Source organism: Parabacteroides sp. AM58-2XD, assembly GCF_003463685.1.
Lineage (GTDB): Bacteria > Bacteroidota > Bacteroidia > Bacteroidales > Tannerellaceae > Parabacteroides > Parabacteroides segnis.
Genome location: NZ_QSDP01000003.1, coordinates 25,713 through 47,422, shown reverse-complemented (window position 1 = coordinate 47,422; position 21,710 = coordinate 25,713). Strand labels below are relative to the sequence as shown.

The following is a 21,710-nucleotide window of genomic DNA, read 5'->3' as shown; positions in this document are numbered from 1 at the left end:
GACTGCTACTAGTGTTCCTGCAATTATTAAATTCCGTTTCATTATTTATTGGTTTGTTTTTGTTTACTTGCTTATCTGAACAGTTCGTCGATATTGACGGAAAGCCCGACCGTAAAGGTGGTACCCGGCGACATAGGCGAGTTGGAGGCAATATTGTCCGGCTTGTAATTAAAGATATTATCTACCGTCGCCTGAAGCATATAAGCACCGAACAGACGTTGTGAAACCGTTACCCGCCAGTTCTGATAGCCGGCATAATGTACTGCGGTGAATTGATCGCCCGTGCTGTTCGCCTCATACGTATCCAGTTTGCTCAGGAAGCGGCCATTCAATGCCACATTCAGTTCATAATTCTTCCGTGTATATTCATAATTCAGTCCCAGCGTAGCCGAATGCGGACGGGTGGAAGAGACGTTGTATCCGTTTTGCTTCATATCCTCATGTACATACGCATAGGCCGCCTTAACGGTAAAGCCATACGGACATTTCACAGCCAGGTTCGCATCCAGCCGGCCAGCTTCGATTTGTCCACATTCCTGTAATAGGAGGTATCCCTGTCGGCGCTAAAGATAGTCGTGATTTTATCCTTTATATGATTGTAATAACCGATTACGGAGAAGTTCACCCGGTCGCGGGAATACTCGGCAGACAAAGAGAAATTATCGCTGATCTCCGGCTTCAGGTTCGGGTCACCGGCAATAATGAACATATTCATACCGCCCATATCCCATTCGGTCCACATCTCTTTCAGCGACGGGGCACGGAAACCGCGCGAATAGGAAGTACGAAATGTCAGCGGCTTGAGCTTATACATCAATGAGACATTCGGACTGACATGTGCTCCGAAAGAGTTGTAATAGTCCATACGTCCTCCATACACCAGATTGAATTTCTCCGTCACGTTGAAATCGTGCTGGGCATACAGAATATAGTCATTGGTAGCATGCGTATCGCCATTGAACTGGTAAGACATCAACTCGTCACGGAAGAACTCGGCTCCCCCGATCAGGGTATTGCCCGGCGTAAAGGAGTAGTTATACTGGGCACGCGCCGTATGCTGGGTGTTACGGTAATTCAATGAATCGACATCGTTCTTCGTATAATGATCGTATTTGTTGTAGCGGTCCAACAGGTAGGAGACTGTCAGGTCCTGCTTATCCGAGATCAGGTAATTCATGCGGACACTTCCATTGTAATCGCGGTAACGGTCGGTTTTCTTATCGTTCGCATTATCTGCCAGACGGGTGTAGAAACCGCCTTTTCCGGTCAGGGTGATCTTGTCGGATAGCTTCCACGACAACTTTTCGTCGACGCTCAGGTCTTTTCCACCATAGATGATAGCGGAGTCGGTGCGGGATGAATTTCTTAATATATAATGATCCCTGTTCTTGTACATGACGGAGGTCAGGCTGCTGACGTTTTTCTGCTTCGTGCCGATCGTCCCGCCGTAACGCTGTTCGTTGTTACTGCCGTAATAGCCGTTCACATTCACTTCGAGGGGTTTAGAAGGTTCCTTCGTGATGATGTTGACAACTCCTCCGATTGCACTCGAACCGTACAGGGCCGAAGCGGCGCCTTTCACGATCTCGATCCGTTCGATATGGTCAGCGTTGAGGCGGTTGTAATCCACGTTGTTGAGCGTTTCGCCCGCCATGCGTTCACCATCGATCAGGAAAAGCACGTACTTGCCACTCATTCCCTGCATGTTGATAGCGATCTGTCCGTCCATCTGGCGGGTGAACTCCATACCCGGCAATTCCGTTGCCAGCAAATCCTGGACGGTGACGGCATTGAGTTTCTTTATGTCGGTGGCGGTGATCACGCGGGTGATGACGGGAGCGTCTTTCAGCAACTTCGGCGTACGGGTAGCCGTAACGGTCACTTCATTCAGGTTGAGGGCATCCTCTTTCAGACGGAAGTTGATGGTCGTGTCGCCACTCAGGAAGACACGTTGCTCGAAAGGAGCGAAACCGGCGTATTTAATGAGAAGACGGTATTCGCCGGGCTTCGGAATAACCAGACGGTAATTGCCGTCGAGGTCGGAGGCCGTACCGTGGGTGGTGCCTTTCACCAGGATATTGGCATAAGGCAATGTTTCCCCCTTTTCATCGGTTATACAACCGGAAACCTGTCGGGGAGGTTCATTCGCCGACAGGTTTCCGGTTATTAATATTGATACGAGGATCAATAATATCGTTTTCATATAAGAAATTAGAGTTTGTTACTTAAAAGGATATACGTATTCAAAGGAGATATGACCTTTAACATCAGCGTCGTTTGAATAATCGGTGAATTTGATCTTTGCGTATTCGCCGGATTTCAATTTGATGACGTAAACTTTATTGCTCATCGTCCAGTTTGCCGGCGTAGGAGGCATAGGTACGGAACTGAATTCGATGCCTTTGTTCAATACTTCATTGATATTGGAAGTAGCATATCCTACCTTATTATTCATCATGCCGGAATTATCAATGATAAGACTGTCTGTTTTGATATCAGCCACATAACCACTGGAAGGAATAGCTGTCACCTTTTTAATATCTGATTCAGTTGTTTCTACAGCCGAGGCACCATTTGTCTTTACATCATAACGATGAAGGGCGATATCCCAGTTGAAAGAAGTTTCGTCGATGCCGGTACGAGTTTCGATGATACCTTTATAAGTGGTAGTGATAGGCATCGGCATACCTGTAGGTTGTATCAATATCGTTATATTGATACTGTCAAGCGAAATATTACCAGTGGTTGGAGTAACAGTCATGCCGCTAACAGCCATTTCACCACCAGCCAAATCCCAACCGATAGAATCCGCTGCAATCTTCGCACCTGCAGTAAATTTACTTATAGTTCTGCCTGCAAGGGAAAATTCATCCACAGTAATACTAACTGAATCTTTGGAAATGCGACCTACTTCCAGTTTCAAATTTGTTACAGTTCCCTGATCTTGCCCCATTACCGTTCCGGAAATATCTCCTTTATAAGTTCCTGCCACCGGCTCAATCTCATGAGCAACCGATGTGCCATCCTTAAAACTAAAATACATCCATTTATCATAAGCTGTAGCATCGAGCATCACATCTTTCACAGTCTCTTCTGTATCTCCGCCCCCATTGTCGTCATCATCGCTACAAGCGGAAAAAACAGTTAAAGAGCTGATGAATAATACAGCTAATAAGTAAAAATTCTTTTTCATTGCGTTACTATTATTTTATAAATACCTTTTGTGGCAGCAAAGTTCCGGTTTTATAAAAAGATGTGAAATCCCTAAAAAGAGGTAAAAAAAGAAGACATCCTACCTATTAGTAGGTAGTTGCTTTTTGGATGGTTCGGGTATTATCAGATGTGAGTGTTTGTTTATAGCAACTGGTTGTACCTGTCTCCCCTCTGGAGAGGGAGAAGGGGGTGTGTCATATCCCCGCCATACAACCACCATAATCAGAGTCACTTGACTATTACAGGTTCATTTGCCGTTTGCTTCAGCTGACGGTTTACAAGTTGTTTCTCTCTTTTGGCTTCAGCCACATTTCTTTTAGATAGAAAACTGTAAGAAATGGGACCAAAGTCCAATGAAATAGACCCTTTACTAATCCGTCAGCTGAAGCAAACGGCAAATGAACCTGTAACAAAGCCTGTTTTATAGACTGGCTTTAACACACCCCCTACCCCCTCTCAAGAGGGGAGACAGTTACAACCAGTCAATAAACAGATAGCTCAATTTTTCTAACTATGAATCTCTCCTCTCCCCCTTCGCCCATAAAAAAGGCAAAAGATGTTATCTAACAACTAAACCGGTCTTATTTATCCGGTAAGAAACCACTACTTTTACTTCCGGGCAATAAAAAGTAACGCGTCCGACATCCGGCGAGTTACTTTTTGTCACAAAAACAGCTTTCCGGACGGGGGCCGATCATTTTTCGTAACAAAAATACCTGTCCGGAGACCGGCGAGTTACATTTTGTCACAGAAATAGCTCGCCGGAGGCCGGAAAACAATTTCTTACATCCGAAATAACCGGCCGGAAGCCGGAAACGTATTTTTTAAGCAAAAACAGACTCGCCGAAAGCCGGTAAGCCATTTATAATACAAATACAAGCAAAACATGACACAAATCAAAGGTCTGGATTTAAAAGAACTCCACCAGGAAGAAGATTTCGGTTTCCACCAATTGATGCTTATCGAAACAGCCAAATGCACAGATGCAAAAGTAACCCCGTTGCATAATGCCTATGCAGCCGCGTTCGCCCACTTCGACGAGGTGCTTAAACCCGGTGGCAAGGATCCGATGACGGCCCAACTGCTGGATGCTGATAACCAGCGCGATCAGGTTTATTCGGGCACCTCGGTACAAGCTCATAACATGATTAAACATTTCGATCCCGACAAAGCAGCTATCGCTAAGGTGGTCAGCGACATCATCGACAAGTATGGCGACCCGCGCTCACTGCCTTATATCAAGGAAAACGGAGTGATTGAAAATCTGGTACAGGATTTGAAAGCGTACGACAATCCGGCTGGAGGCGACAGACCGGAAATCGAATCGGTCGAGATTGAACACAACCGGTTATCGGCCATCGGCCTGAAAGAATGGGTCGACCAACTGGAATCATTGAATAAACGGTTCATCCAACTCTTCTCCGACCGCAATGCCATTCAGGCTACTACGATAACCGGTGCTTCAAAAGCCGGACGCGAAGAGGCCGACAAGGCCTACCGGGCATTTGTGAAACGTGTCAATGCGCTGATCGAGGTGAACGGGGAGGAAGATTATCTGACTGTTGTCAACAATATGAATAAACTGATCGATTACCAGCAGACTATACTGGCTGCACGTTCGACAAGAAACGCTAACAAAAAGAAAAAGGACGACAGACCGGAAATTGAATAATCCGGACGGAAAGATAAGAAGAAGGTATTGCTGACAGACGGTTTGTAATACCTTCTTTTTGTTTTTAGGGGTTGGTTACTCCCGCAAGCACAAAAACGGAAATTACCTACTAATAGCTATTGCATCCTATTACAATTACGATACATTTATCAATCTTTACCTATTCCTTGCGATTGATGTGCCTTCTTTTTATGCGGAAATTTGCACCGGTTTAATAACGGCAAAAAGAATTTACATTGAAAACAAGTTTTTATAAAATATCCTTGATAGTGATATTACTACTATCATCGGTGATTACTTATGCACAAAACGATGCGATGATTTCCGGAAAAATCCTCTCGACGGAGAAAGAGATTGTTGATTTTGCAACAGTCTATCTGAAAGGTACCAACTACGGGGGAACAACGAATGAAGAAGGTATCTACCATCTCAAAGCTCCCGCAGGAAATTATACACTGGTCGTATCCGCCATCGGCTATAAAACAGTTGAAAAGCAAGTCAGGCTTATCAACGGCGAACGCGTAAAACAAAATATCACCATCACTCCGCAAGTGGAAGAACTGGACGAAGTCGTAGTCGTTTCCAACGGCATCAGCCGCCTGAAACGTTCGGCTTTCAACGCCATAGCCGTGGATACCAAGGAACTGCAAAACTCCACCAAAAGCCTGAGCGACGCACTCGCCAAAGCACCGGGCATGAAACTCCGCGAATCGGGCGGTGTAGGCTCGGACATGCAACTGATGCTCGACGGTTTCAGCGGAAAGCACGTGAAGGTCTTTATCGACGGCGTGCCGCAGGAAGGCGTAGGCAGTTCGTTCGCCCTGAATAATATACCGGTCAATTTCGCCGAACGCATCGAAGTATATAAAGGAGTAGTCCCCGTCGGTTTCGGAACGGATGCCATCGGCGGCGTTGTCAATATCGTGACGAACAAGAAACGCCGCAACTGGTTCCTCGACGCCTCCTATTCTTTCGGCTCGTTCAATACGCACAAATCATACGTCAACTTCGGACAGACACTGGATAACGGTTTCACTTACGAAATCAATGCTTTCCAGAACTATTCGGACAACGATTACTATGTGGATGCCCCGGTAAAGGATTTCGAAACGGGACGTCTCGACACGGATAAGAAAGAACGTGTGAAACGCTTCAACGACACCTACCATAACGAAGCCATCATCGGAAAGCTGGGATTTGTCAACAGGAAATGGGCCGACCGCCTGTTGTTCGGTTTCACTTATTCCAATATGTACCAGGATATACAGACGGGGGTACGCCAGAACACGGTTTACGGTGAGAAGCACCGTAAAGGCCATTCCCTGATGCCGTCGCTGGAATACAACAAACGCAACCTGTTCACCGATGGCCTCGACCTGGTATTCACCGCCAATTACAACAAGAACCTGACGACCAACGTGGATACCTCCGCCTACGAATATAACTGGGCAGGCGATAAACACCTAATGAACTCACGCGGCGAACAGTCCTACCAGCACACCCGTTCGGACAACAACAACTGGAACGGTACGGTCACCCTCAACTACCGCATCGGCAAGGTACATATGTTTACGTTCAACAACGTACTGACCGCCTTCCGCCGCTCCAACACCTCACTGCTGACAAACGAGGAACTGACGGATGCCATCGACAAGGAGACACGCAAAAACATTGCCGGCCTCTCTTACCGCCTGATGCCGTCAGAACATTGGAACCTGTCTGTCTTCGGAAAGCATTACAACCAGTATGTAGCCGGTCCGATAGCAACTGATAACACAAGTTCAGAATATGTCCGCACCTCCCGCAGCGTCAACTCGATGGGATACGGGGCCGCCGGTACCTACTTCGTACTGCCGGGTTTGCAGGCCAAACTGTCTTATGAAAAAGCCTACCGCCTGCCTACCATCGAGGAAATGTTCGGAAACGAAGACCTTGAGATGGGCGACATGGGCATCAAACCGGAAAACAGCGACAACCTGAACCTGAATGTCAGCTACAACAAAGCATTCAACAAACATAACGTATATGTGGAAGGCGGTTTGATTTACCGCAACACCAAAGACTATATCCAGCGTAACATCACCGACCTGAGCGGCGGCAAACAGGCGGCAAGCTACATCAACTACGGCAAGGTGCTGACCAAAGGCTATAACATCTCCGCCCGTTACAGCTTTGCGAACTGGCTGAGCCTGGGTGGAAACTATACGCAGATGAATGTCCGCGACAACCAGAAAACGGCCATCAGTAACGGCGCAAACAATATCGCCTATAAACAGCGTATGCCGAACCTTCCGTACCGTTTCGCCGACTCCGACGTGACCTTCTACTGGCGTAACCTCTGGAAGAAAGGCAACACGCTGATAGTTACTTACGACAATCAGTACCTGCATAGCTTTACCTATTATTCTTCCATCATCGGTTCGAATAAAGGCGAATATGTGGTGCCGAACCAGTTCTCACACAACCTGACTCTCTCTTACAGCCTTCAGAACGGACGTTACAACATCTCGTTCGAGTGCCGCAACTTCACGGACGAAAAGCTGTACGACAACTTCAGCCTGCAAAAAGCAGGACGGGCATTCTACGGAAAAGTCCGTGTCTATCTAGGTAATTAATCTCTCTAAAAATAAATAGTAATAAACAATATTAAAACAAACAAGATGAAAAAGAATTTCTTTTTAACAGGCCTTTTCGCTACTGCAATGGCCGGACTGACACTGACTGCGTGTGACGATGACCCATCTACCGGCGGCGATGATGGCGGTGATGATGACAACAACGCAGAATACGTAATCGCAGCCTCTGTAACGGCTTCCGGAAATACAACCAATGTGCTGGTCAACGCCGAATCGTTGGACGAAGGTACCGTTACGACCATCAACAACGGCGTTGTGAACGATGGTGCAACCTACTGGGTATTCTTCAAGGAACAATATCTCTACGCCCTGACATACAACCAGGGAGAAGCCGGCGGAACCCGCTCGTATATCATGGATGCCAGCGGCGAACTGAAGAAACGTTCTGCCGAATTCAATGTAAAGCGTTTTACCACCTATGGTATCTACGACAAATATATCATGACCTCTTCTACCGGTGACGGTCCTACGGAATGGAACGACGAAAACGGTTACACTCCGAAAGTATTCCTGCTTTCTTACCTGGACCCGGCAGCCGAAACATTCACCACCAACGATACACAGAACAAAGCCTATTTGTCTGAAAACTTCCTGGGCAACGGTGAATACGTAACCCTGTCCGGTATGCTGGAACATAACAACAAGATTTACACAGCCGCCGTTCCGATGGGTCTGAGCCAGTACGGTACAAAAGACCAGAACGGCAAATGGGTATTGCCGGGCAATGAAGACCTGGTGAAGAAAGAATCGGGCGGTTCCAACAGCAGTGCTTACAAGAAAGACGAATTGCAGTGGACACAATTCCCGAACGAATGCTGGGTAGCCATCTTCGACGATGCAACCATGACCAGCAAGAAACTTATCAAAACAGACAAAATCAGTTATGCCGCAGGCCGTAACAAATCCCAGTATTACCAAATGATCTGGCAGCCGACAACGGTGACGTATATGTATTCTCGCCGAGCTTCGCAAAGACGATGACCGATACCCGCCAAAAGACAACGCTGCCCGCCGGTGTCGTTCGTATCCCCAGCGGAAGCACTGAGTTCGACGATTACTACTGCAACCTGGAAGCCCTGACCAACGGTAACTCTTTCCTCCGTAGCTGGCATATCGCAGACGACTATTTCATGTTGCTGATGTACGACAGACCTCTCACAGAAACAGGCTATGTAGCCAACCAGTTGGCTATCTTCAAGGCCGGAGATAAGAAGCTGACATACGTAACAGGTCTTCCTTCAACCGACCAGATTTCCGGCTTCAGCAACGAACCGTATGTTGAAAAAGGCAACGCTTACGTGACCGTTACCTTCAACGAAGGCGGCGGCAACCCAGCTATCTACAAAATCGACCCGGCAACAGCCCAGGCAACAAAAGGTCTGACAATCGAAGCTACACAAGTGAGCGGTGTCGGTAAACTGGCGGCTGCGAACTAAACAATAACAACGAAAGATGATTCGCATGTATATCTTTCTTATACTCCTCCTGCTCCCGCTAACCATGCGGAGCCAGGAGGATATTTGTATAGGCAAGAAACAGTCTCTCCGCTCTGCCGTATTAAATGAGGAACGGAACTACTGGATACACCTTCCCGCCGGCTATGAGCAGGATACAACGAAAAGATATCCGGTCATCTATCTGCTCGACGGAGACGCTTTCTTTCATTCGCTGGTAGGAATCAGCCGGACATTTACAACGGTCAGAGGCAAATACCTCCCGGAAAGCATCATCATCGGCGTGCTCAACGTCGACCGGACACGCGACCTGACGCCGACAGCCTCGGCAGCGGGACGGGACGGCCGGATTGCCCCGGATGCCACTCCCCAGGGCGGCGGAAGCGAAACATTCTGCCGCTTCCTGACCGAAGAGCTCCGCGGCGTTATCGACAGCACCTGCCGGACGAACGGAAAGAATATGCTGATAGGCCATTCCTACGCGGGACTGTTCACCCTGAACACCTTCCTCCGCCATACGGAGCTGTTCGACACCTATCTGGCTGTCGACCCGAGCCTGTGGTGGGACCAGGGCAAGCTATCGCAGGAAGCAGCCACATGGGTTGAAGGAAAAGACTTCACGGGTAAAAGCCTGTACATCGGCGTCGCTTCGAAGAAACGGACCGACCGGGTGGACATCCACCTCAACAAAGTAAACCATCTCCTCACGGAGGTATTGCCGCAGGCGAAGAACCTGCGTTTCTTTCATAAATCATTCCCCGAAGAGAACCACGGAACAGTTGCAATTCCGGGAATATACGACGGGATAAAACAATTATTCGGAAAATGAGAAAACTCTTTGCTAAAATACATCTATGGTTATCCATACCCTTCGGTATCATCATCGCCATTGTCTGCCTGACAGGGGCAATACTGGTATTTGAAACGGAGATACAAGAACTCTGCCACCCTTCCCACTACTTCGTAAAAGAGGTGAAGGGCGAACCGCTCCCGCCGGCCGCATTGATAGAATCAGCCCGGCAGCAACTCCCCGACTCCATTAAGATAAACGGCATCCGCGTCACTCCCGACCCGAAACGTACCTACCAACTGGTGCTGCCGGGCAAAAAGGCCGCCGCCTTCATCGACCCTTACACCGCAGAAGTCACCGGCATCAACGACGGACAGGGTTTCTTCATGCAGATGATGCGCCTCCACCGCTGGTTGCTCGACTCCTATAAGCGCGACGGCAGCTTTTCACTGGGGAAAGCGCTCGTGGGATACTCCACACTCATACTGGCCATCATTCTGATAAGCGGTATTGTCATCTGGTATCCCCGTAACAGGAAGGCATTGAAGAATCGCCTGAAAATAAAGGCGAACGCCGGCTGGTACCGTTTCTTCTACGACCTGCATGTGGCGGGAGGCTTTTACTCCACCCTGCTTCTGCTCGTCCTGACACTCACCGGGCTGACCTGGTCGTTCGGTTGGTACCGAGATGCGTTCTATACGGCTTTCGGCGTAGAGACAACCCAGCCGCAGGCACATGCTCCGGCCCCTTCCGCCCAACAGGAACAGCCCGAAGATAAAAAGCCGGGGGAAAGAGGCCGCGGGGAGAGAGGCTCAGACGACAGACCTGCCGGCGAAAAACGGGAAAGAAACAGGGAGAGAGGTGGTCATCCGGAACGTTCCGGTTCTTCTGAAAGAAAAGAAAGGCAACAGAAAAGAACGGATTATACAGTCTGGGCGAACGTTCTATCGGATTTGCAGCATCGCTATCCGGCATACAACTCCATCACCATCCAGGACGGTTCAGCTTCGGTCTCCGCTGCACGATACGGTAATACCCGGGGTAGCGACCGTTACACATTCGATGCGGCAACGGGCCAAATCACCGATATCCAGTTATACAAAGACCTCCCCAAATCAGGAAAGATAAGAGGCTGGATATATTCCGTACATGCCGGCACCTGGGGTGGCATGACAACAAAAATCCTGAGCTGCCTGGTGTCTTTCCTCGGCGCAGTCTTCGCCATAACCGGTTATTATTTCTGGATTAAAAAGAAGATGCGGAAAAGGAAGAAATAAAGGGTCACTCGATTCATCAAGGCTGCATCCGCTTCGGCAAATCGGATGCGACCGACGAAGAAATAGAAGCCGCTGCCCGCAAAGCCTGCTGCCACGATTTCATCATGCGCCTGCCGGGTGGTTACGACACGATGGTCGGTGAAGGAGGTTGTACCCTCTCCGGCGGAGAGAAACAGCGTCTCTCCATCGCCCGCGCCATCCTGGAAGAGGCTCCCATCGTCCTGCTGGACGAAGCGACCGCCTCCCTCGACCCGGAAAACGAAGTGGAAGTGCAGAAAGCCATCAACACCCTGATTGAGGGCCGCACCGTCATCGTCATCGCCCATTGCCTGAAAACCATCCGCAATGCCGACAAAATCATCGTCCTCGAAAACGGCTGCATCGCCGAACAAGGGAGGCATGATGAATTACTCCGTAACCAAGGACTTTACCACAAGCTAGGGACGATACAAGGAAAAACGATTGGATGGAAATTATAATACTAAGCTAACGGTCAGCCAATTACAGTTTCCTCGTAGTTACCCTCTTTGGAAACTCGCGTTTCCTCCGCAGGAAACTGTAATTTCCTCGGCAGGGAACTAGAGTTTCTTCCGCAGGAAACTGAAGTTTCCTTAGGAAGAAACTGGTATCAGAATCCGAAACCGCCATGAGTATCCTCTTCAGCTTCCTGTTCCTTACCGGTTAGATAAATGAAATCGTTCCCACTCCGGATAATATCGGAGGCAGGGACTTTTTCTTTTAGCTTATCTATCTCGCCCTTTTCCTTGACACAAACCAGGGCACGATAACTCTTCGAAGGCTTATCGGCCACAAACCAGACACCTGTATAGGCAACACCTTCCAGATAATGCATCAGCGAAGTGCTGACCCCGGATATGCCAATAGGCCCCCGGAAGAATTTAACTTTGCCCGAATAAGGAGACAATCCTTCCAGCTGTTCCGGGAAGGCCGGATTATCCTTGCCATCCATCGGCAGATAATAACGAATTACCGCGTCCGCCTTACTTTTTGCCGCCGCCGAACCGGAAGGAAAAACGACCGACACATATTTATTCCCAGCCACAGCCTGCAACTGGTAAGGCGACAGACAATCGATACACCCCAAAGTATCCGCCCGCTGGCATCTGAACACATGGAGTGAATAAATACCGAACGCGTCCTCCGGCGTTGGCATATCATAAATCTCAACCGTATATTCCTGCCCTTCGTAAACGACATCGCGGGCTACCAGCTTACTGACACCGTATTCGAGGAACTGTTCCGCTCCCCCGTTCATAAAACCATAAAGGCCGGAACCGGTAAATTCGCGCTCCCTTTTCACCTCAACCTCCTGTGCTGCCAGGAAAGCCGGGATAAACATCAAAAGTCCCAACCAGTGTATAACGTGTTTCATGCCTGCAAATTTATTTCGACCAGTTCTATCTTTTCCTTATCGGCTACTCCCAACTTGAACTCCTGTGCCATATCCATAAAGCCACGTGCCCCGGCTTTCTCTTCCTCCTGCACGCCTTCTTCGATACGTTTGGCAATCACCATATCATAACCGATACGGTCGACTGCCACCGGGTCGCTTCCCGCCAGAATCGTATTGTAATGACAGATAAACTGCGGATTGGCAGCCGGCCCGCCATCGAAACAGCCAATCATACCGTCGGTAATATTCAATACCACCTTATCACGCAAAGGAGGAAAGGCACAAGCCGAAGCGCAGGTGTCGTGCCACATTGGGCCGTGAAGCCACGCCGTATTGGTTATAGAGCCGAAAGCCAGGTTCTTCATACAGGAAGTAATCGTCGTTCCCGCATTCTTCAGCACCGGGACGTTGATGATTTTCGTCACCATCTCCGTACATATCTTTGTGAAGTAAGAGTATTTTCCGCCATTAATCATGAACGGCATGGTATAGGCATCATACTCGCCCTCCAAATCAACAAAGTAATAGTGCTCTTTGTCAATCCGTTCTTCCCCGTAAAACTTTCCTTCGGCATTGATGTAGCTGCCGTTCTCATCAGTGTATTCCGTACCGATGATGCGGATATCGGGGTAATTCTCCGGGGTAAAGCCGGACTCTTTCAGGTCTGCCTCCCGCCTGTCCCAGATAACGATGTTATTCCGGGAGATGCCGGCCTCTTCCAACTGGTTAATAATAGATTGCGTCAGAGCGTGCGAAGTAGACAGCAGCTTCCCGGCAATCGGATTCACTTTCAGCCCGATTACATCATCGGGACCGACAAATTGCAGCCATGCCTCTTTCAGATTTTCTTTCCCCGTCAGGTTCAACAGGCAGTTCCGGAGCATTTCATAAGCGGCTTCCTCCGACGGTTGCCCGTCGACAATACAACCGGGGTGAGTCGCTTTTACCACTTTTCCGGGATATTTGCCCGGCATGGAGTTCTCATTCCGGGGAATGGCAAGGGCATCCTTTATATTGGTTGCCGGCTTCTCTTTGACCGCCTGCGCCGAAGGGGCAGCCTTCACGATGGGAGAAAAAGCGACACTCGCCCCTCCAAGGGCTAACGAACGAAAAAAGTTTCTTCTTTTCATGGCATTACATTATTAAGTCTTCAGGCTGCTAAGGTATTGATTTTCTCCGGTGCATCTCCCCTTTTGACAGTTATTAGTACAACAAATCGCTTTCCGCAGGTATTGGTAGCAAACAAGAAAGTATTTACTTTTGCCGCATTCTTTATAACTCAATAGAACATGCTGGAAAAAGGATTACAACACACAAGCCGTACGATAGTAAGTGCAGCTAACTCAGCCCGGACAATGGGGTCGGGCGACCTGGAAGTTTTTGCCACTCCCTCGATGGTTGCACTGATGGAGAATGCAGCGATGCTGGCCGTAGCCGCCGGACTGCCGGAAGGTTCGACGACGGTCGGGGCACAGATGAATACCTCCCATATCAAACCCTCCCCGATGGGAGAAGAAATAACGGCAACCGCCACACTCGAAGAAGCCGAAGGCCGGAAACTGACTTTCAAAGTAGTGGCGCACGACTCCAAAGGCGTAATCGGCGAAGGGACACATATCCGCTTTATCGTGGATAAGGAGAAGTTCCTCGCAAAGATTTACCCTACCGACAAATAGGTATTTTACGGGCGTAGAATGCCCATTTATAGTGATTTCACGTTCTCCGTTATCTTTCTACATTTGTTCCGTCTTAAAAATGAACAAACAATGAAAATAGAAAAGATTACAGGACGTGAAATCCTCGACTCAAGAGGTAACCCTACCGTAGAAGTAGATGTATTGTTGGAATCAGGCGTAATGGGAAGAGCTTCCGTTCCCTCCGGCGCTTCTACCGGCGAACACGAAGCACTCGAATTACGCGACGGCGACAAGAAACGTTACTGCGGTAAAGGTGTACAGAAAGCTGTTGAAAACGTTAATAAGATAATCGCTCCGGCCCTCGTCGGCATGTCTGCTTTGGACCAGGTCGGTATCGACCATGCCATGTTGGCACTGGACGGGACAAAGACCAAATCAAACCTCGGAGCAAACGCCATCCTCGGTGTTTCCCTGGCTGTTGCCAAAGCGGCTGCCAGCTATCTGGATATTCCTTTATACAGATATATCGGCGGAACTAACACATACGTTATGCCGGTTCCGATGATGAACATCATCAATGGCGGTTCACACAGCGATGCTCCCATCGCTTTCCAGGAATTTATGATTCGTCCGGTTGGCGCATCTTCTTTCAAGGAAGGTTTGCGGATGGGCGCCGAAGTGTTCCATGCTTTAAAGAAAGTATTACACGACCGTGGCCTGAGCACTGCTGTTGGTGACGAAGGTGGCTTCGCTCCCGCACTGGAAGGAACAGAAGATGCACTGAACTCTATCCTTGCCGCTATCAAGGCTGCCGGATACGAACCGGGTAAAGACATCATGATTGGCATGGACTGCGCTTCTTCCGAATTCTACAAAGACGGTATCTATGACTACACCAAGTTCGAAGGCGACAAAGGCGTAAAACGAACTTCTGACGAACAGGTAGACTACCTGGAAAAACTAATCAACGAATACCCTATCGACTCTATCGAAGACGGTATGAACGAAAACGACTGGGAAGGCTGGAAGAAACTGACCGACCGTATCGGTAACCGTTGCCAGCTGGTCGGCGACGACCTGTTCGTTACCAACGTCGATTTCCTGTCAAAAGGTATCCAGGAAGGTTGTGCCAACTCCATCCTTATCAAAGTAAACCAAATCGGTTCACTGACAGAAACATTGAATGCAATCGAAATGGCACATCGCCACGGCTATACAACCGTAACATCACACCGTTCAGGTGAAACGGAAGATGCTACGATTGCCGACATCGCCGTTGCGACCAACAGCGGACAAATCAAGACCGGTTCACTGAGCCGTTCCGACCGCATGGCTAAATACAACCAGCTCCTCCGCATCGAAGAAGAACTGGGCGAACGTGCCGTTTATGGATATAAAAGATTGAAATAATATCATAATTGCTAATTTGCACACTTAAGGCTAAAGTTTTTAAAGAGCTTCCCCGTGAGGAGAGGCTCTTTTTGCTTGACCTGCTGAAATTTTGTTAATAATCCTTCCGTCCGGAATACAATTAACTCACAATTATGTTATAATTTTACATCAGTTGTTTTTAGGCGAAAATCTATCAGATAAGAAAGAAGTTATTTAATTAAACAGAATCAAAAATGAATTTAGCAGAAGTCTTGCAGTTCCGCCGTTCTGTGCGGATATACGATAAAGAAAAACCGATAGACCCGGAAAAGGTCAAACAATGTCTGGAACTGGCAACGCTGGCTCCCAACAGTTCGAATATGCAATTATGGGAATTCTATCAAATTACAGAACCCGAATTATTAGCAAAGATTTCGAAGGCTTGTCTGGGTCAGACAGCAGCCTCCACAGCTCCGGAAATAGTTATTTTCGTTACCCGTCAGGACTTATATAAGAAACGGGCAAAATTCGTTCTCGAGTTCGAGAAAGGGAATATCCTGCGGAACAGTCCCGAGGAACGCCAGGAGAAACGTATCAAAGACAGAGAATTATATTATGGGAAAGTAATGCCGTTCCTTTATGCCAGGTTCTTCGGTTTGCTGGGATTTTTAAGGGTCATACTAGCTAAAAGCATCGGCCTCTTTCGCCCTATGGTACGTGAAGTTTCCGAAAGCGACATGCGCGTCGTCGTTCACAAATCCTGTGCACTGGCTGCCCAGACATTTATGATTGCCATGGCAAATGAAGGATACGACACTTGCCCTTTAGAGGGTTTCGACAGTACACAAATCAAAAAACTATTGAAATTACCGCACGGTGCCGGGATAAATATGATCATTCCATGTGGCATCCGAAAAGGTAACAGAGGCATCTGGGGAGAACGATGCAGAGTGCCGTTCAACGAAGTTTATCATAGGATTTAATCTATCTTTCAAACGGGGAGAGGCTCCTGTTTTCATACCTAGCAGTAGGTATTTAATACAGATTTAATACCAGACTTGCCATTTTATACCGTATAATACCTTATATTTGCAACAAGGTGATGGAGAAGTTCAGGAAATATCTGCGTATAGCGCTCCCCGCACTGTTTATTGCGTATCTGGGATGCCTGATTGCGTTTACCCACGTCCATATCGTGAACGGGGTAACGATAGTCCATTCGCACCCTTACCATAAAACGGACGACGGCCGACCGGACCATGAACATGGTTACGCGGAGTTCCAGTTGCTTCATCAGCTTTCTACGATTCAAATCAGCGGAGCAGCGTTTGTTTCGATTCTGCTTGCCGCTTTTCTTACTACATTATTTATACTCAGAAATAATCCGGTCTACCCGGATTACCTGCTCCCTGTACGGGGAAAGTTATCTCTTCGTGCCCCTCCTGTAATCTGATACATACGGACTTTTTTTGTTAGGATGCCTGTGTTCAAACAGGTACATCCCTTGTATTACCTATTTATCAGAACAAATTAAAATGAATAAGATTATAACACTTATGCTATGCCTTTGCTGTGCCGTTACGGTTGCACGGGCAACAGGAGACGACGAGAAAATGAACACTTCGGATGCCAATGTATTCGGACATGTACTGGACAAAGAAACAGGCGAACACCTGCCTTTCATCACCGTTATGCTGAAAGGGACCACCATAGGGACCACCACGGACAATTCCGGTCATTATTTCCTGAAAAACCTGCCCGAGGGCAAGTTTACACTCAAATTCAAATATCTCGGATACAAAACCGTAACCCGCGAAGTGACCCTGGTAAAAGGGAAAACACAGGAAATAAACGTCGAGTTGGAAGAAGACCGGATTGCCCTGGACGGCGTAGTCGTCTCGGCAAACCGGAGCGAGACTTCGCGGCGCCTGGCTCCCACCCTGGTCAATGTCATCGACTCGAAGCTATTTAAAACGACCAATGCGGTAAATCTGGCGCAGGGACTGAATTTTCAGCCAGGTGTACGTGTTGAGACAAACTGCCAGAATTGCGGTTTCCAACAGGTACGTATCAATGGGCTGGACGGGCCTTACACACAAATCTTAATCGACTCGCGCCCAATCTTCAGCGCCCTTTCGGGGGTATACGGACTGGAACAGATTCCAGCGAATATGATTGACCGTGTCGAAGTGATGCGCGGCGGCGGCTCAGCCTTATTCGGCTCTTCCGCCATTGCGGGGACCATCAATATCATTACCAAAGAGCCATTGCGCAATTCCGGGGAACTGACGCATACGATTTCTTCTATCGGAGGAAGTTCGGCCTCGATAACAACACGACACTGAACGCTTCGCTGGTGACGGACAACAGTAAAGCCGGCATGTACATCTTCGGTCAGAACCGCCATCGCTCCGGCTACGACCATGACGGTGACGGTTATACCGAACTGCCGAAACTTAAAAACCAGACGGTCGGTTTCCGTTCCTACCTGAAAACAAGCACTTACAGCAAGCTGACATTCGAATATCATCACATGAACGAATACCGCCGTGGCGGTAACCTGCTGGACCGTCCGCCCCATGAAGCGGATATTGCTGAACAACTGGAGCATTCCATCGACGGCGGAGGCCTGAAGTTCGACCTTTTCTCTTCCGATTACAAACATAGGCTCAGCGTCTTCACTTCGGCCCAGAACACCGACCGCGACAGTTATTACGGTACAACACAAGACCCGAATGCCTACGGCAAGACTACCGACCTTACTTTTATGGCGGGAACACAGTATGCCTACAGCTTCGACAAATTCCTGTTTATGCCGTCGGACCTGACAGCCGGACTGGAATACAATTACGACCATCTGAAAGATGAAATGATTGGCTACAACCGCTATACGAACCAGAAAGTCCACATCGAAAGCCTTTTCCTGCAAAACGAATGGAAAAACAAAATGTGGAGTTTCCTGATCGGAGCACGTATGGATAAACATAATATGATAGATAATGTGATATTCAGCCCGCGTGCCAATGTACGTTTCAATCCGACGGAGGATATCAATATCCGTGCCAGTTACTCCAGCGGCTTCCGTGCGCCGCAGGCTTTCGACGAGGATATGCACATCTCTGCCGTGGGAGGTGAAATAGCGATGATACAACGAGCAAAAGACCTGAAAGAAGAGAAATCGCAAAGTCTCAGCACATCGGTCGACTTCTATCACCGTTTCAAGAACGGAATCCAGACAAATTTCCTGATTGAAGGATTCTACACCAGCCTGAGCGATGTCTTTGTGCTGGAGGATATCGGTAAAGACGAGCAGGGTAATATCATCAAGGAACGCCGTAACGGTTCGGGAGCCAAAGTGATGGGACTGACGCTCGAAGGAAAAAGCGTTCTCTCTTCCTGGCTGTCCTTACAGGCAGGCGTCACCTTGCAGCGTAGCCGTTACAACGAGCCGGAGAAATGGAGCGATAACGAGAACGTCCCGACAGAACGGAAGATGTTCCGCACTCCCAATACCTATGGTTACTTCACCTCGACGCTGACTCCACTAAAACATTTCACGGCAGCTTTGTCGGGTACTTATACCGGAAGCATGCTGGTACAGCACCTGGCCGGCTATATCCCGATGGACAAGGCGGTCAAAACACCGGACTTCTTCGACATGAACATCAAGCTGACATACGACTTCCACATCTACAAAGACATCAACCTGGAAGTAAACGCCGGTGTACAGAATATCTTCGAAGACTACCAGTCCGACTTCGACCAGGGACGCAAACGCGACTCCGCCTATATCTACGGACCGGCCGCACCGAGAAGTTATTTTGCGGGGGTTAAGATTTCTTATTAGAAAGATGGAGCTGTCTAAAAATGCAGTGCCCCCAAAAAGCTTTTGTCTAACTTTTTGGGGACACTACAATATTGTTCCGATTAATCAGCCACACGACCGACCGACTTTATGTTCTTTATCTTTGAAAGCGTCACACACATCTTCTGTATGTCTTCCACATCATGCACTTTCATCTTAATCTTACCTTCGAATACACCGTCTTTCGCTTCAATAAGCAGACGCATGATATTCACATTGAAGTCATCGGAAATAGTTTTAGTGATTGTGTTCAAAACGCCAATCGAGTCGATACCTTTCACTTCGAGAGTCGCTTCAAAGGAAGCATTCTTATGGCTACTCCACTCGGTATTCAGGATACGTTCGCCGAAACTGCTCTTCAGGCGCATGGCAATCGGACAGGAACGTTTATGGACAACCACATTACCGTCATCGTTGATGAAGCCCAGCGCATCGTCACCCGGAATAGGTTTACAGCATTCAGCAATGACATAATTACGTTCGAAGGCTTCTTCACGAAGGATATAAGGTTTCGATTTATCGTATTTTGCTTTCGGTTTTTCTTCTTTCTGTACCTCTTCTTTCTCCTTATTATTCTTGACACCGACTCCTAACGCCTGTTTTACATACTTAAATAACACGTTATCGGTCTTTTCCTTCAACAGCTTCTTTATATTTTCCGGCAGAACGACATCGCCCTTTTCCACGGCATAAAAGAATTCCTCCCGCTTGGAGAAACCGAAATACATGCACAACTTATCCAGATTGGACGTACTTGCCTCCATTTCGGAACGCTTAAAGGCTGCAATCACCTTCTCCTCACCCACTTTGGCTGCATCTTTACGGGCACGCTTCAATACGGCATCGATCTTTGAACGGGCTTTTGCCGTAGTAACAAAATTAAGCCATTCCGCTTGCGGCTCCTGTGAACGGGAAGTCAGTATCTCCACCTGGTCCCCACTGGCCAGCGGGTGACTGAGAGGAACCAGGCGATGGTTTACTTTCGCACCGATACACTTATTACCGATATTGGTATGCAGTGCATAGGCAAAGTCAAGCGCGGTTGCCCCCTGGGGAAGCGTCTTTATATCCCCTTTCGGGGTAAACACGAATATTTCAGAGGTAAACAGGTTCAACTTGATCGTATCCAGAAAGTCAAGGGCATTCGGGTCCGGACTTTCCAGGATTTCAGTGATTGTCTGAAGCCATTTATCGAGTTCGGTATCTTCTTCTACGCTGTGTTCTTTATATTTCCAGTGTGCGGCAAATCCTTTCTCGGCAATATCATCCATACGCCGGCTACGAATCTGTATTTCCACCCACTGCCCATCGGGACCCATGACTGTCAGGTGTAACGCCTGGTATCCGTTAGCCTTCGGACGGCTTACCCAGTCACGGATTCGGTCCGGACGAATACGGTAAACATCTGTTATAGCGGAATAGATATCCCAGCACATATTCTTTTCATCCACCCCCGGCAGCGGGTCAAAAATGATACGGACGGCATACAGGTCGTAGATATCTTCAAAGGTAATCCCTTTACTCTCCATCTTGTTCCAGATAGAGTAAGCTGATTTCACACGGGCTTTCATCTCATAATGCAAGCCCATTTCTTTCAGTTTCTTATCGACCGGAATTGCGAAATGTTCGAAAAGCTTATTACGGCTTTCCTCCGAGGCTTGCAGTTTCTGTTCGATAAAATCATATTCCTGAGGATGCTCATATTTAAAACTCAGATCCTCCAGTTCCGTTTTGATAGTGAAGAGGCCCAGGCGATGAGCCAAAGGTGCATAAAGGTACAGTGTCTCTCCGGCAATCTTGAATTGTTTGGCCGGAAGCATCGAACCCAAGGTTCGCATATTGTGCAGACGGTCGGCAATTTTGATCAGGATTACACGGATATCGTCACTCATGGTAAGCAACAACTTACGGAAGTTTTCCGCCTGTGCCGAAGCCTGTTCTCCGAAAATACCACCGGATATCTTAGTCAGCCCATCTACAATCTGGGCAATCTTCGGACCAAACATATCACTGATATCCTGTACGGTATATTCCGTATCCTCCACCACATCATGGAGCAGGGCCGAACAAATAGAAGTCGACCCCAATCCCATTTCACGACAAACAATCCGTGCAACGGCAATAGGGTGCATGATATAGGGTTCGCCGGACCGGCGTTTCACGCCGGAATGCGCCTGATTGGCAAAGTTGAACGCCTTAGTAATGCGCTCCACCTTCCTCCGGTGATTTGAATTCAGATAGTCCTCCAGCAGCTCATTAAATCCATCTTGGATCATCTTCTCGTCTGCCGTCATAGCTGGTAACATGTCACCGGCTTCCTTTGTGTCTTTTGTGTCTATCGCATCACTCATGGTTACAACCTCTTCTTTTTATACAACGTC

General features: G+C 48.2%; 16 protein-coding genes and 2 pseudogenes. 12 read left to right on the top strand and 6 right to left on the bottom strand.

What is annotated here, in order from left to right; all coding sequences use genetic code 11:
- Positions 1-71: 71 nt before the first annotated feature.
- The 3 genes from DXA15_RS27475 to DXA15_RS01370 are packed head-to-tail and all read right to left on the bottom strand — an operon-like array spanning position 72 to position 3,193.
- Positions 72-491: a TonB-dependent receptor gene (locus tag DXA15_RS27475; RefSeq protein WP_128132892.1), complete on the bottom strand. Its 420-nt coding sequence runs from the start codon at positions 489-491 to the stop codon at positions 72-74.
- On the bottom strand, positions 488-2,203 hold the full coding sequence (locus DXA15_RS01375) for a TonB-dependent receptor (RefSeq protein WP_128132891.1): 1,716 nt from the start codon (positions 2,201-2,203) through the stop codon (positions 488-490). Before DXA15_RS01375 ends, DXA15_RS27475 begins: the two co-directional genes overlap by 4 nt.
- 18 nt (positions 2,204-2,221) lie before the next feature.
- Positions 2,222-3,193 (bottom strand): HmuY family protein, encoded by a 972-nt coding sequence (locus DXA15_RS01370; RefSeq protein WP_128132890.1) that lies wholly within the window; start codon positions 3,191-3,193, stop codon positions 2,222-2,224.
- A gap of 906 nt (positions 3,194-4,099) precedes the next feature.
- Here DXA15_RS01370 and DXA15_RS01365 point away from each other — a divergent pair.
- The 6 genes and pseudogenes from DXA15_RS01365 to DXA15_RS01340 form a co-directional block, all read left to right on the top strand.
- Entirely contained in the window at positions 4,100-4,885 is a 786-nt protein-coding gene (locus DXA15_RS01365) for a DUF6261 family protein (RefSeq protein WP_128132889.1), read from the top strand.
- 317 nt (positions 4,886-5,202) lie between these two features.
- Positions 5,203-7,500 (top strand): TonB-dependent receptor, encoded by a 2,298-nt coding sequence (locus tag DXA15_RS01360; RefSeq protein WP_233566669.1) that lies wholly within the window; start codon positions 5,203-5,205, stop codon positions 7,498-7,500.
- 45 nt (positions 7,501-7,545) lie between these two features.
- Positions 7,546-8,957: pseudogene (locus DXA15_RS01355) on the top strand (DUF4374 domain-containing protein).
- A gap of 16 nt (positions 8,958-8,973) precedes the next feature.
- Positions 8,974-9,804: an alpha/beta hydrolase gene (locus DXA15_RS01350; RefSeq protein WP_128132887.1), complete on the top strand. Its 831-nt coding sequence runs from the start codon at positions 8,974-8,976 to the stop codon at positions 9,802-9,804.
- Entirely contained in the window at positions 9,801-11,042 is a 1,242-nt protein-coding gene (locus tag DXA15_RS01345) for a PepSY domain-containing protein (protein WP_128132886.1), read from the top strand. Before DXA15_RS01350 ends, DXA15_RS01345 begins: the two co-directional genes overlap by 4 nt.
- 26 nt (positions 11,043-11,068) lie before the next feature.
- A pseudogene (locus DXA15_RS01340) lies at positions 11,069-11,521 on the top strand (ATP-binding cassette domain-containing protein); the annotation flags it as partial.
- Between the two features lie 149 nt (positions 11,522-11,670).
- Here the strand turns inward: DXA15_RS01340 and DXA15_RS01335 are convergent.
- On the bottom strand, positions 11,671-12,435 hold the full coding sequence (locus tag DXA15_RS01335; protein WP_128132885.1) for a DUF6599 family protein: 765 nt from the start codon (positions 12,433-12,435) through the stop codon (positions 11,671-11,673).
- A complete protein-coding gene (locus DXA15_RS01330) occupies positions 12,432-13,586 on the bottom strand; it encodes a DUF362 domain-containing protein (protein ID WP_128132884.1) in 1,155 nt (384 codons plus the stop codon). Before DXA15_RS01330 ends, DXA15_RS01335 begins: the two co-directional genes overlap by 4 nt.
- Positions 13,587-13,745: 159 nt before the next feature.
- Between DXA15_RS01330 and DXA15_RS01325 the strand changes: the two genes are divergently transcribed.
- From DXA15_RS01325 to DXA15_RS01305, 6 genes are all read left to right on the top strand, one after another.
- Positions 13,746-14,132, top strand: coding sequence for a thioesterase family protein (locus tag DXA15_RS01325; protein ID WP_128132883.1), 387 nt, complete (start codon positions 13,746-13,748; stop codon positions 14,130-14,132).
- A 90-nt stretch (positions 14,133-14,222) separates the two neighbouring features.
- Complete coding sequence (eno, locus tag DXA15_RS01320) at positions 14,223-15,503, top strand: phosphopyruvate hydratase (protein WP_128132882.1); 1,281 nt, start codon at positions 14,223-14,225, stop codon at positions 15,501-15,503.
- Between the two features lie 215 nt (positions 15,504-15,718).
- A complete protein-coding gene (locus DXA15_RS01315) occupies positions 15,719-16,447 on the top strand; it encodes a nitroreductase family protein (RefSeq protein ID WP_128132881.1) in 729 nt (242 codons plus the stop codon).
- A 119-nt stretch (positions 16,448-16,566) separates the two neighbouring features.
- A complete protein-coding gene (locus tag DXA15_RS01310; protein WP_128132880.1) occupies positions 16,567-16,917 on the top strand; it encodes a hypothetical protein in 351 nt (116 codons plus the stop codon).
- Positions 16,918-16,999: 82 nt separating this feature from the next.
- Positions 17,000-17,809 carry a carboxypeptidase-like regulatory domain-containing protein gene (locus tag DXA15_RS27845; protein ID WP_369683036.1) on the top strand — a complete coding sequence of 270 codons (810 nt, stop codon included), beginning with the start codon at positions 17,000-17,002 and terminating at the stop codon, positions 17,807-17,809.
- Positions 17,731-19,311 carry a TonB-dependent receptor plug domain-containing protein gene (locus DXA15_RS01305; RefSeq protein WP_369683037.1) on the top strand — a complete coding sequence of 527 codons (1,581 nt, stop codon included), beginning with the start codon at positions 17,731-17,733 and terminating at the stop codon, positions 19,309-19,311. The genes DXA15_RS27845 and DXA15_RS01305 overlap by 79 nt, the downstream gene beginning before the upstream one ends.
- 80 nt (positions 19,312-19,391) lie before the next feature.
- On the opposite strand, the gene DXA15_RS01300 is transcribed toward DXA15_RS01305, so the two are convergent.
- Complete coding sequence (locus tag DXA15_RS01300) at positions 19,392-21,680, bottom strand: bifunctional (p)ppGpp synthetase/guanosine-3',5'-bis(diphosphate) 3'-pyrophosphohydrolase (RefSeq protein WP_128132879.1); 2,289 nt, start codon at positions 21,678-21,680, stop codon at positions 19,392-19,394.
- Positions 21,681-21,710 lie beyond the last annotated feature (30 nt).

Bases quoted from the DNA above. Each gene is read 5' to 3' on its own strand.
- DXA15_RS01310 (WP_128132880.1), top strand. From the start codon at position 16,567: ATGGAGAAGTTCAGGAAATATCTGCGTATAGCGCTCCCCGCACTGTTT.
- DXA15_RS01365 (WP_128132889.1), top strand. From the start codon at position 4,100: ATGACACAAATCAAAGGTCTGGATTTAAAAGAACTCCACCAGGAAGAA.
- DXA15_RS01375 (WP_128132891.1), bottom strand. From the start codon at position 2,203: ATGAAAACGATATTATTGATCCTCGTATCAATATTAATAACCGGAAAC.
- DXA15_RS01315 (WP_128132881.1), top strand. From the start codon at position 15,719: ATGAATTTAGCAGAAGTCTTGCAGTTCCGCCGTTCTGTGCGGATATAC.
- DXA15_RS01370 (WP_128132890.1), bottom strand. From the start codon at position 3,193: ATGAAAAAGAATTTTTACTTATTAGCTGTATTATTCATCAGCTCTTTA.
- DXA15_RS27845 (WP_369683036.1), top strand. From the start codon at position 17,000: ATGAATAAGATTATAACACTTATGCTATGCCTTTGCTGTGCCGTTACG.
- DXA15_RS01350 (WP_128132887.1), top strand. From the start codon at position 8,974: ATGATTCGCATGTATATCTTTCTTATACTCCTCCTGCTCCCGCTAACC.
- DXA15_RS01345 (WP_128132886.1), top strand. From the start codon at position 9,801: ATGAGAAAACTCTTTGCTAAAATACATCTATGGTTATCCATACCCTTC.
- eno (WP_128132882.1), top strand. From the start codon at position 14,223: ATGAAAATAGAAAAGATTACAGGACGTGAAATCCTCGACTCAAGAGGT.
- DXA15_RS01360 (WP_233566669.1), top strand. From the start codon at position 5,203: ATGATTTCCGGAAAAATCCTCTCGACGGAGAAAGAGATTGTTGATTTT.
- DXA15_RS01300 (WP_128132879.1), bottom strand. From the start codon at position 21,680: ATGAGTGATGCGATAGACACAAAAGACACAAAGGAAGCCGGTGACATG.
- DXA15_RS01325 (WP_128132883.1), top strand. From the start codon at position 13,746: ATGCTGGAAAAAGGATTACAACACACAAGCCGTACGATAGTAAGTGCA.
- DXA15_RS01335 (WP_128132885.1), bottom strand. From the start codon at position 12,435: ATGAAACACGTTATACACTGGTTGGGACTTTTGATGTTTATCCCGGCT.
- DXA15_RS01330 (WP_128132884.1), bottom strand. From the start codon at position 13,586: ATGAAAAGAAGAAACTTTTTTCGTTCGTTAGCCCTTGGAGGGGCGAGT.